Below are 12,276 nucleotides of genomic sequence, written 5' to 3' on the forward strand. Positions count from 1 at the left end.
AATTATTTGTTACTTTTTAACGAAAACAAATTTACATAAAATTAAGAAACCACCGTCTCTTTTACATTTCCGGTTCTTTTTAAGAATCCCCAGGCCTGCATTTCTCCCTTCAATGCCTTTCTTAAACTTCTGAATAGCACGATATACATCAGCCATCTATACCCAAATCTTTGGGGAAGAATGTAGAAAAGGTTACTTAATTTCTCTTTCTGCATGATGAAAGCTGCGAAAGCCAGAGATGCATCTACAAAAAGAAACAGGAGATAATACGTAAATATTTTCGATCCGTTTCCTGATAAAATCCCAAAGAACATCAGCACATCCGCCAACGGTGAAAAGAAAGGAATAATATATTGAAACAATAAAATATTCGGCATAGCCCAAAGTCCCAATCCTTTGTATTCGGGGGTAAGAAATGTCTGTTTTTGTTTCCAGAACATCTGCATAATTCCATAGGTCCATCGGAAACGCTGTTTCAAAAACTGCTGTACGGATTCTGGAGCTTCAGTGATCGCCACTGCTCTGTTTTCATTGGCTACGGTATATCCTTTTCTTAGAATTTTCACCGTAATATCACAATCTTCCGCCAGGGTATCGGATGAATATCCACCTACTTCTCCAATGACTGATCTTTTGAATGCACCAATAGCCCCCGGTATTACGGTAATGGCATTGATGTATGCGTAGGCAAGCCTGTCAAAATTCTGGCTGGTGGTATATTCAATCGCCTGCCATTTGGTAAGCCAGTTGACTTTATTTCCAACTTTTACGTTTCCTGCCACGGCGGCTATTTTTTCTTCCGGATCAGCATTCAGGAACCTGCCAATCAGATATTGTACGGCATCCTGCTGCAGTTTGGTATCAGCATCGATACATACTACATATTCTGCATCGGTATGGGAAATTCCAAAATTTAAAGCGGTGGCTTTTCCGCCGTTTGATTTGGTGAAAATCTTTAATTTAGGATGATCCGGAAATGCAGCTTTAGCTTTTTCATAGGTTGAATCTTTACTTCCGTCATCCACCATGATGATATCAAAATTAGGATATGCCTGTTTTAAGAGGCTGTTTAATGAGGATACAATATTGACTTCTTCATTATAAGCAGGTACGATGATAGAGACTTTCGGGTAAGAAGCCAATACCGGAAACCCACCCAATTTATTCTCTTTTCTTTTTTCTTTAAACGCCCAATATCCCATTAAAATCAACCGAATCAATCCCAAGGCAATAAAAATGGTAAAAAGAGCAACCAGGAAATGGCTTATCCCATAGATGGCTGTTGCCAGCACAAGATTAAGCTGCATAACATAATATGACTTTGTTTTGGGAACAGCAGGCATCAGCTCTGCTTTCGATTTATGTAAAATAGTCGCCAGGTTAGTGAATTGATAGCCTTGTTTCTGCAGCATCGGAATAAGAATTTTAAGTGCTTTTACCGTTTCTGCTCTTGTATCTCCTCCGGCATCATGCAGCAGGATAATATTTCCTCTCTCCTGCTTGATTCCTGCCAGTACACGTCTTATAATTTCATCTGATTTGATTCCAGGCTGCCAGTCTTCAGGGTCTATACTTTCCCCGATATCCAAATAGTTCTGCTGTCTTGCCAATGCCACAGGAATAATCTCTTCTGAAGTTGTAGGCTCAGAATCCGCATTATAGGGAGCTCTGAACAAAATTGTGCTGTGCCCGGTAATACATTCGATAAGAAGTCTGGTCAATTTCAGTTCGAGTAAAGCTCTTTCAGGACTTACTTTGGCCACATTCTCATGGGTAAAAGTATGATTTCCGATCTCATGTCCTTCGCGGTAGATTCTTTTAACAAGCGGAAGATTTTGCTCTGCATTCAGGCCGACAAGAAAGAAAGCGGCTGGTACATGGTATTTTGATAATACATCAAGAATTTGTGGTGTATACGTCTCATCTGGTCCGTCATCAAAAGTCAGTACCAATTGTTTTTGAGGCGCTGAACCATATTTTTTCACTTCATAGGAGCTGGGATAAGTCACATAATTTTCATCAGTGATAATCTTTTCTTTAACATCTGTTTCCAGTGCTATTTTCCCGTCATGAGGCGTATTCAGTACATCCAGCACTTCTCCGTCGCCGATGTAATCCACCATCGTCTGGCCTTTCACATTTTCTAAACTTTTAAAATTAAAGTTGGAAAGTCCGGCAGAGCTAAGGTCTTTATCATAGAAATTCCAAACCCGGCTGTCTTCACTTCCGAGTCTCCAAAGCGCTGTTCCAGCCAATGGATATTCTGAAGAAAAACGCATGGTATTGAAAATAGAAGCTGCATCATTAAAAAATACATTATGCAGTTTATTATTAGAATCCGTATAGGAATAATCAAGATTAAAAGTATCATCATTAAAATTGATAACCGCCTTACTTGCGTGAGCTTTAGTAATAGCCTGCATGTAGGTCACTGAGGTGTTTTCATCTTTATTGACGCTCCAGTCATATCCATAGGCGCCTAATCCCAGAATAATTTTATTTGGAGTTGTTTTCTTTAGAATTTTAGAGGTTTGGGCCTCAATCCATTTTTGAGATGAAATAGGACCCGCATCACCGTCGGCAGAATACTCGTCATAGGCCATCAATACAAAATAATCAACGTATGGATTAAGTTTTTCGATATTATAATCGTCGTTATCGGTCATGATATCCATGGAAACCAAAAGCTGATTCTGCTTGAAAGTTTCTGAAAGCTCTTTCATAAAAGCAATGAGGTTTTCATCAGAATCAAGATTCATGCTTTCAAAATCGATATTGATTCCTTTGAAATTAAGTTTTTTACACTGCTGGGTAATTTTCTGGATAAGCTGCGTTCTTTTTTTCGGATCCTGCAGTACTCGGGCCAACCCTTCTGAACGGAATTCTCTATCGGAGTTGTTACTCAAGATAGGCATTGCTGCGATTCCGGTTCTTTTGATGACCTTGTAGCCTTCCGGGTCTACATTCGTTTTCAAATCTCCTGTTTTAGGATCTAAGAAAAACCATTCCGGAAACACCAGGTTAATATGTTTGATATTTCTCTTCAGAGACATTAAAGACTGTGGATCCCAGGCTACATAAAACGCAGAACGGATTCCTCCCGGAAACTGATTCCAGTTTTTGTTTTGATTTTTAAGCCTGGCTGCTCTGGCTATTTCAATTTTAGAGAGGTTGGTATGGATCGTTTTTTCAGAAATAAAATTTCTGAACCCTTTATATTCTTTAGAAATTTTATTCTCCTGTAGATACGGTTTACTCGCCGTGATTACGGCTTTATAGTCTTCTTTGAACGGGATTTTCGGACTTCTGTCCAGTTTCATCATTAAACCTAATGCCAGAAAAAGCAAGACAGCGACGAAGATAAAAATACGGCTTCCCCACTGTACATTTCTCCAGCGTTTTTTATTATTGGTTTGAAAAATCTGTTTTGAATTTTCCACTTTTTTTATATTTTTTCGAAGGGTGTTCAAAAAGCATGAAAACCCGGGTAAGATTTAATTAAAATAAAATTAAAATAAAAAACTTAATCTTTTATAAGTATGCTTACCAAATCCTGGATTATTTTTTGCGAAACAAAACCTACAAAGTCATTTCTTTCTAAATGAGGCATATACAGCTTATAATTATAAACTTCTTCATTGATTTTGATGGTATAAAATACCGTTCCTACTTCATTTCCGTCCTCTCCTTTCCCCGGACCTGCAACTCCAGTTGTAGATAAGGAAATATGGGTTCCGAACAACTGCTGGCATCCCGCTGCCATTTCCTGAGCCACCTGCTCACTTACTACAGTATACTCATCGACAGTTTTTTTAGAAACACTCAGGATCTGGATTTTCTTTTCCGCCGCATAAGGTACAATACCACCCACAAAATATTTTGAACTTCCTGAGTTTGAAGTGATCAGTTTTGCCAGTTCTCCTCCGGTACAGCTTTCTGCGGTGGAAATCGTTAATTTTCTTTCTGTTAATAATTCGCCCAGGATTTTTTCAATCTTATCTTCAACGGTTGCGATGATATGATTTCCGATTAATGGAAATAATTTTTGAATCTCCTCTTCAAGCTGCTGCTGCAGCACCTGATCGTCTTCACCTGTTGCGGTAAGCCTTAGTTTTACACGGGTACCGATCGGAAGATAAGATAGTGCAATATGTTCAGGAAGAGCAAGCTCCCATTCTTCAATAGTATCTGATAATATACTTTCGGGAATGCCCACCACAGAAATTATTCTTGTCGTAATATAATTAAGGTTGAATTTCTCTTTTAAATAGGGTACGATCTGATCCTTAATCAGGGGTTTTACTTCATAAGGCACGCCTGGAAGGCTGAAACATAGTTTTCCGTCCTGCTCCATCATCATGCAAGGCGCCGTGCCGTACTGGTTTTGGAAAACAGTGGATTTGGTGGGCACAAAAGCCTGCTCCCGGTTTCTCTCCAGGATCTCAATGCGTCCTCTTCTTTCCATATAATCTTTAAGATGATTAAAAGTAACCTCATCCAAAGCAAGTTCATCATTGAAAAACTCGGCAAGTGCTTTTTTTGTTTTATCGTCTTTAGTAGGCCCGAGACCGCCTGTAGTAATGATCAAGCTTCCCATTTCAAAGGCTTCCCTCAGGGTATTTTTAATGGTTTCTATTTCATCGGAAATCGTAAAGATCTGGGTGACTTTTACGCCAATATTTTTAAGTTCGGTTGCAATAAAATTAGAGTTGGTATCTATTGTATTTCCGGAAAGGATTTCGTCACCAATTGTAATAAGAACAGCATTTTCCATAGGTCGTTTTTGAAAAAAAATCTTTTTACAAATGACGGAAAAATCTATGGTTACAGCAACATAAAACGATTTTTTATATCTTTGGAGTATACTGTTTAAAACTATCATTAAAAACTCTAGAATGGCGAAATAGATGATGCCTCCTGGCATTACGGCGGAGAATATCCTGAAAATCTATCTGAAGAAAACGCATCCACTCATATTGGAATGTTTCTTACCTGGTGCATTAATAATAATTTCTTATCTAAGGAACTGAATGAAGATACCACTGATGAAATTGAAAGGGTAAAAAGAAAAGAAATGACCGGAGCAGAGTTTCTGATCGATCTGTGTGATGAAAAATTTTCTGAACATGATCTTAATGAACAGGGAAATCATTTTGCCCGCGACTATTATACGGATGATACCAGTTTCGCGAAAAAATACAATTCTTTTGGCGATGATTATTCAGCTGTTTTTGATAAAAAAGCTGAGGAACATAATTTTGAATATGAAAGTTTTTATCACGTTGAGGATACTTTCGAAAACTATGAATTGATCAAACCTATCATCGACCAGCGTTTTGAAGAATGGAAAGAATACAAGAAAATATAAAAACAAAAGGGCAAATCTGTTGAATCCAAATTTGCCCTTTTGCCTTTTTGCGTATCATTATTTATCATGTTTCACCCAGATCAATTCATCTGTGCTATATCCGATTTTTTTTGCTTTTTCCAGAAAACGCTGTTTAATACTTTCAGGAATGGTATTGGTACGGGATAAGATCCAAAGATATTTCAGACTGCTTCCGGCTACTAAAGCATATTGATAGTCTTCATCAATGTCTATCACATTATAACCGGCCCAAATAGGTTTAAAAAAAGAAACTTTTAATCTGGCTTCTGTTTTATCTTTTACAAATCTAGCCTCTCCTATGGATTCTTTCCATTCTTTTTTGACGTAATCGTATCCTTTATTATCTACACGAATGGTTCCATCCGCATTTTGAGTATAGGTGGCCGTAACATTATCCATATTTTTCTCGAATCTATAGTCGAAACGGGCAATTTCATACCATCTTCCCAAATATTTTTCAGCATTGAAATTCGAAACAGCCGTTGCCCCTTTTGTAATGCCTCCTGAAGAACATGAATTGAAGATCACAAGACCTAAAATACCTAATGAGACGGGAATGGCAATTTTGTGAAGATTTTTCATAATAATATAAGTTTTTGTGGTTATTATAAATCTTCAAAAACAATGCCTTTATGATGTTAATGAAAGATAAATTCTAGGAAAAAACTTTCAAAAACTGGTCTTTAAAACTACCTGAAACTTCAATTTCGGTCTGGTCGGAAAGCATTGCCGTTCCGCTTTTATGGTAGGACCTCACAAAATTAGTATTGATGATATGAGACCGGTGAACTCTTACAAAGGGAACCTCAAGCAGATCATCAAAATATTTCAGGAACCGGCATACCATTTTCTTTGAACCGTCGGTAAGATACACTTGGGTAAAGTTTCCATCTGCCTGCAATCTCACAATATCTTCTATTTTTACCACATCAAAACCCTGTAATGTAGGCAGAATCAGCTGTTGCTTTTCGGGTTTTAATTTCAGATTTTCAAGTAAAATCTTGTTTCGGTTAAGTTCTTTTTTCTTTTCAATGCTGTCTGCTACCTTATTAACGGCCAAAATAAGCTCCTGAATATCAATAGGCTTTAAAATATAATAGCTTGCAGATTTATTAAGCGCCTGCAGAGAATATTGAGAAAATGCCGTAATGAATATGGTTTCATAGGAGAATTCACTGGTTGCTTCCAGCACATCAAAGGCATTTCCGTAAGGCATTTCCACATCCAGAAAAACGAGCTGTGGCTGTATTTCTGCAATGAGAGGAACGGCTTCTTTACTGTTTTCTGCTTCGCCCAGGATTTCAATCTGAGGACAGTATTTGGTGAGGTAATTTCTTAACACTTCTCTTGCAATGACCTCATCGTCTACGATTACTGCTTTTATCTTCATTTTCAGGGTATTTGAGGGTATATAACGGATGATATTTTATTGATACTTCCCATTTTTAAATCGTAAAACCTGATAACCGGTTTTTGAGGTTTGAGTGTCTTTACAGTCACCATTCACCACTTTATTCTTTGTGGTGGTAGATATCGTTTTAATTTTAAGATCCGTAAAACTGTTCGTTTTTGCCTTATCTACAATAATCACAGAATGGCTATCTTCAAATTCGCCGGCACAATTGGTATCCCATTCTCCGCCACTTGAATATAGGCTGAACTTATTAAGAACTTTTTTTAGACTTTTACCTTCAGGATAATACATGGAGATTTCTTCTGAAGAATACGGATTGGGTCTGCTGCTGCCTTCAAAATTGGTTTTCACCCCAAAAGCACGGATGCCGTTACTAATGCTGTACAATCCTGTATCTATGGTAATTCCACGCAACATAATAGCATCAGAAGTAATTTCTTCAGGATCGAAGTATTTATTTTTAATACCCCCATTTTCATCTGTAATCAAAATAAAATTTTGTACGGTGAAAAGATCCTCTTCTTCTTTTCCCTGTAAAACAGGAATAACGATGATATAAGAATCTTCTGCATTGGGCATTTTCTTTTCTGTACAGAACTCTTCTTTAATTTTTGTTTTGTCAAGCTTTAAATTTTCCAGCACTTTTTCAAGGCGTACAGGATTGATTTCCTGTCCGGAAACAATACCTGCTAATGAGGATAGTAATAAGATGAATACCAATATATTTTTCTTCATGTTAGTGTTTATTTGATGTTAAATTAATAGTTATGGTCACTAAAACCCCGCTATTATGATCTTTATCTTTGATCACGCAGGTAATATTGTTTTTATACAGATCATTAAGCAGCTGAATTCTTTCCAACGTATTTTTCATTCCTCTTCCTTCTCTGGCTTTTTGATGCTGCGTTTTCTGTTTTTTACTTTCTTCAATTCCTATTCCATTATCTTCAACCGTGATTTTTAAATCAATCGCATCTTTTTCAAAAATCAATTTTAGAAATCCTTTTTCTGTTCTGTAGCGGAGCCCGTGCCAGATAGCATTTTCAAGAAACGGCTGTACCAGCATGCCTGGAACCAAAAGACTCTGCATATTCAAATGTTCATCGACCACAATTTCATAATCGAATTTATCGGCAAAACGTGTTTTTTCCAGAGCGAGATAATTTTCAAGCAAATCCAGTTCCTGCTGGAAAGGAATGAAATCCTGTGTTGAATTTTCCATCACCCCACGCATCAGCTTTGAGAATTTCGTTAAATACTGGTTGGCTTCCAATTCGTTATTGGTGGCGATGAAATGATTAACGCTATTTAAGCTGTTAAAAATAAAATGAGGGTTCATTTCCCTGCGAAGCGACTGCAAGGCAATTTTTTTATTCTTGATCTGAACTTTTTTGAGTGTTCTGAAAATAAAAATAATCAATCCTGTCAACAGGATTAAGACTCCAATTAAGCTGTAGTTGAAGACATTTTTCTTACGGATGAGTTCATCTTTTAATCCTTTTTCTTTTTCCAGCTGCGAAATTCGCTGTTCGGTATCTTCCAGAATTTTATTGTCAATCAGACTTCTGTCTTTGGAAACAATATCCGGCAATTTTCCAAGAAAATCACGGTATAACTTCATCGAAGCATCGGTATTTCCGGAAACATTGTATAAACTGTCGAGTCGTTTTACACTTTTCTGGGCTTCCAGTGTATGTCCTTTCTCCAGAGCGATATCGTAGGCATTTTTCAATAAAACAATTGCTTCTCCTGCATCATCTTTTTTAATATAAATATCTGCCAGTTCCTGGATCTGATTCACTTTTTCCTGAGAATCATCTTTGACGAAATCTTCTTTCAGTACTTTCTTTTTTGCTTCAATCGCTTTGTCGAAATTCTTGTTCGTCACATAAAAATTAGTCAGCTTCTGATTAATTTCCAGTGCCTGCTGCGGTGCTTCTTCTTTTGAGATCTTGTAGGCATTATTGAGATTTTCTTCAACTTTAGGCGTGTTTTTCTCCTGAATATTAATATCCGCCATCTGACTATAACTTGCTGCCAGGTCTGCTTTTTTATTATCTTTCAGTCCAATGTCTATATTACTTTGAATGGCTTCCGCCTTTTGTTCCTGTGTAGGAGAAGAGAGCCGGGTAGCATCATTGATATTGACTGCCCTGCTTTTTTCTGAGTGATTCATGTCAGCAGCCATGTTGTAATTAATAATGGCTGGTGTTATTTTATTTTGCTTTTCCTGTGACTGAGCTAATTTCCGGGTTACTGTTTCAAGATTTTTTTTATCATTTAAACGTTGATAAATACTCTTAGCTTTTACCAGGAACTCTTCGCTCTTTGCATAGTTTCCCTGGTTGTAATAATCATTTGCAATGCCTACATATGTATCAGCAACTCCTTTATTATCATTATTATCAACCGCTTTTTTAAGTCTTGAAGCAGATTTAAGTACTTTATCCACCTGCGTAGAATCCTGTGCAGAAGAAAAATTTCCAGCCGCAAGGAGCACAATGAATAGTATGTTGAAAAGTGATTTCACAGAATTTCAGATCTTTACTGCAAAGTAACTAAAACTTTGGATATAGTGTCCCATTCTTTACCAAGTGAAAGCTTCCTTTCACCAAGTTTCAGATTCAAAATATTTAAAATGCTTCTTTGAAAATATAGCTTTAAAATTCTGACATGATGCAAATTCTTGCTTTTATTATCTTTGTAACATCACCGAATAAAAACTCGACCGAAACCATGAATAAGAAACTACAACTCCTGCTGATTACGTTTCTCTGTATTACTCTTACCGATGCACAAATGTATATTCAAAATGTCAATATCGTGGATGTACTCCATCAGAAAATCATTCCTGCCCAAACAGTAATGATCAGTAACAGCGTTATTACGTCCATCAAACCCGGAAAAAAAATGAAAATTCCGCAGGGGGCTGATATTATTAATGGAGAAGGCAAATTCCTGCTTCCCGGTATGACGGATTCTCATGTTCACTTTTTTCAGAGCGGTGGTCTGTATACACGGCCTGATGCATTGGATCTTAGAAAACAGGTTCCTTATGACAAAGAGATCGCCTGGACACAATCTCACATGGAAGAGATGCTCCTGCGTTATCTGAAATCCGGAATTACCACTGTGATTGACCCCGGCGCCACTTACCATTTTCTATCGCTTAGGGATTCATTTAAAAATAAAAAAAATCTGCCTACCGTATATATGTCTGGTCCGCTCATCACCACCTATGAGCCTGAAGTATTTAAAAACCTTGGTAACAATGAACCTTTTAAACTGGTATCAACGGTAGAAGATGCTAAACAACTGGTTCAGGAACAGCTTCCTTATCACCCTGACTGCATTAAAATATGGTATATCGTATTTGGTGAAGGCAAAAAGAAGGAAGAGCAGGCTAAAAAACTGGAACCAGTGATCAAAGCTATTATTGATGAAGCTCATAAAAACAATCTAAAGGTAGCCGTACATGCCACTGAACGCTTTACAGCACAAATTGCAGTACAAAACGGGGCTAATTTTCTGGTTCATGATATAGAAGATGAAGTGATTTCTGACGATTTTGTAAAACTTTTGAAATCCAGAAACGTTATTGTAAGCCCTACCCTTACGGTAATGGATAATTACTACATTACTTTTGGACAGCATAAAAACTATACGACCTACGAACTGGAAAACTCCAACCCGAAGACCATCGGCTCAATTGATGACCTGAAACATCTGTCGCATTCTGATGATTCAGTGATGATTCAAAAGCTAAAAGCACAGGTGACTTCCCCTAAAGTAATTGATCATGTAAATACAACCAATGAGATAAGAAGAATTAATCTAAAAAAATTAATGGATGGCGGTGTTACGATTGCAGCAGGTACCGATGCCGGAAATATTGGCACCCAGCATGCCACTTCATTGATCGAAGAATTGAAAGCCATGAAAGCAAGCGGTCTCACCAACTGGCAGGTTTTACAGTCTGCAACAATTAACACAACAAAGATCTTTAATTCAGAAAACAGTTTGGGAAGCGTCACTGAAGGTAAAACAGCTGATCTTGTCTTGCTGCGCTCTAACCCGGTTGAAAATCTGGACCATCTTACCGATATTGATATGGTCTTTAAAAACGGACAGGCAATGCCCGCTGACAACATCCTAAAAGTAACCGCAGAAATGCTCGTACAACAGCAGGTAAACGGCTATAACGAAAGAAACATTGACGCTTTTCTGGAACCTTATGCAGAGGATGTAGAATTATACACTTTTCCCGGCACTTTGCTGAGTAAAGGAAAAGAAGCTATGCGCAAAACCTACACCGGTATGTTCAGTTCATTGACTGATCTTCACTGTGAGATCAAAGAAAGAATTATCAACGGAAATTTTGTGATTGATAAGGAAATAGTTTCAGGATTAGACCGCCCCGGAAAAATGGAAGCCACAGCCATCTATGAAATAAAGAATGATAAAATTTCGAAGGTTTATTTTCTGCCTTGATGGTTTTTGGTTGTTAGTGTTTGGTGTTTAGTTTTTGGATCTTGATTCTTTCCTCTTTACCATCATCTCTTGCTCACCCCTTCAATCCTCTACCAAGTGAAAGCTCTGTTTCACCAAGTCTTCCTGCTTCCGGTTCTGAATCTTCCTAATTTTACAGTAGAATTTAAACCAGAAATTATGAAATTGAGACATTTTTTATTGATCGGATTATTAACTGCAGGAAGTTTTATCAACGCGCAGGAAATAAAGAAAAACGCAATTGAAGTAACAGGCGTTGCCGAAATGGAAGTAGAACCGGATGAAATTATCTTTAGCATCGGAATAAAAGCAGACAACAAAAACCAGCTGGCCGATAATGAAAAACTGTTATTTGAAACACTCAAAAATAATGGGGTGAAAAATGAAGACATCAAATTCAAGTCGATGTACCAGAATGTATATGCCAAAACAGGCAAGTTTACAAAAGGATTTCAGTTTAAAGCAAGTGCAAAAACCAATATCAGTAAGCTTTTTGAGGAACTAAACCAGAAATGGGTAAGCAACCTGAATATTGCTGAAATCAAAAACACCAAAATTGCAGACTTTAAGAAAGCAGTTAAAATCAACGCTTTAAAAGCCGCAAAAGAAAAAGCGGATTATCTGTTGGAAAGCATCGGCAAAAAAACCGGAACTCCTCTGGAGATCGTAGAAATTGAAGACTACACCAGTGATACTGTTATGCCGGTTGCCTACAGAAAAGGAGCAATGGCCAATGTACAATTGGAAGCTGCGGATACGGCAGTAGACTATTCGTTCGATACTATAGAAAACATCAAGCTGAAATACAGCATCAAGACAAGATATGAAATTCTTTAAATCATAACATGATAAGAGGCAGTTCGAAAGAGCTGCCTCTTTTTTTATCTATTATAAGCTTCACCAAGCCAAAATGCCCTTTCACCAAGTCTTCAAAAAGGCAGTCTTTAATTCAGATAATTTTACT

Annotated in this window: 9 protein-coding genes; 3 read left to right on the forward strand and 6 right to left on the reverse strand. The window is 37.4% G+C overall.

The window, feature by feature from the left end:
• Positions 1 to 41: 41 nt before the first annotated feature.
• On the reverse strand, positions 42 to 3,440 hold the full coding sequence (locus SB679_RS16235; RefSeq protein ID WP_410703328.1) for a polysaccharide deacetylase family protein: 3,399 nt from the start codon (positions 3,438 to 3,440) through the stop codon (positions 42 to 44).
• Between the two features lie 83 nt (positions 3,441 to 3,523).
• Positions 3,524 to 4,774 carry a CinA family nicotinamide mononucleotide deamidase-related protein gene (locus tag SB679_RS16240; RefSeq protein ID WP_410703329.1) on the reverse strand — a complete coding sequence of 417 codons (1,251 nt, stop codon included), beginning with the start codon at positions 4,772 to 4,774 and terminating at the stop codon, positions 3,524 to 3,526.
• Between the two features lie 207 nt (positions 4,775 to 4,981).
• Between SB679_RS16240 and SB679_RS16245 the strand changes: the two genes are divergently transcribed.
• Complete coding sequence (locus SB679_RS16245; RefSeq protein WP_410703330.1) at positions 4,982 to 5,368, forward strand: hypothetical protein; 387 nt, start codon at positions 4,982 to 4,984, stop codon at positions 5,366 to 5,368.
• 57 nt (positions 5,369 to 5,425) lie between these two features.
• Here the strand turns inward: SB679_RS16245 and SB679_RS16250 are convergent, their stop codons facing one another.
• From SB679_RS16250 to SB679_RS16265, 4 genes are all read right to left on the reverse strand, one after another.
• Complete coding sequence (locus SB679_RS16250; RefSeq protein WP_410703331.1) at positions 5,426 to 5,971, reverse strand: lipocalin family protein; 546 nt, start codon at positions 5,969 to 5,971, stop codon at positions 5,426 to 5,428.
• A 73-nt stretch (positions 5,972 to 6,044) separates the two neighbouring features.
• The gene (locus tag SB679_RS16255; protein WP_410703332.1) at positions 6,045 to 6,779 is read right to left on the reverse strand and encodes a LytR/AlgR family response regulator transcription factor; all 735 of its coding nucleotides are present in this window, start codon (positions 6,777 to 6,779) and stop codon (positions 6,045 to 6,047) included.
• Positions 6,780 to 6,815: 36 nt separating this feature from the next.
• Positions 6,816 to 7,538, reverse strand: coding sequence for a hypothetical protein (locus SB679_RS16260; protein WP_410703333.1), 723 nt, complete (start codon positions 7,536 to 7,538; stop codon positions 6,816 to 6,818).
• 1 nt (position 7,539) lies between these two features.
• Positions 7,540 to 9,333, reverse strand: coding sequence for a histidine kinase (locus SB679_RS16265; RefSeq protein WP_410703334.1), 1,794 nt, complete (start codon positions 9,331 to 9,333; stop codon positions 7,540 to 7,542).
• Between the two features lie 143 nt (positions 9,334 to 9,476).
• On the opposite strand from SB679_RS16265, the gene SB679_RS16270 reads away from it, so the two are divergent.
• Complete coding sequence (locus SB679_RS16270) at positions 9,477 to 11,294, forward strand: amidohydrolase family protein (RefSeq protein WP_410703335.1); 1,818 nt, start codon at positions 9,477 to 9,479, stop codon at positions 11,292 to 11,294.
• A 177-nt stretch (positions 11,295 to 11,471) separates the two neighbouring features.
• Positions 11,472 to 12,149: an SIMPL domain-containing protein gene (locus SB679_RS16275; RefSeq protein ID WP_410703336.1), complete on the forward strand. Its 678-nt coding sequence runs from the start codon at positions 11,472 to 11,474 to the stop codon at positions 12,147 to 12,149.
• Positions 12,150 to 12,276: the final 127 nt, after the last annotated feature.

The organism is Chryseobacterium sp. SIMBA_029, from assembly GCF_046535275.1.
Classification (GTDB): domain Bacteria; phylum Bacteroidota; class Bacteroidia; order Flavobacteriales; family Weeksellaceae; genus Chryseobacterium.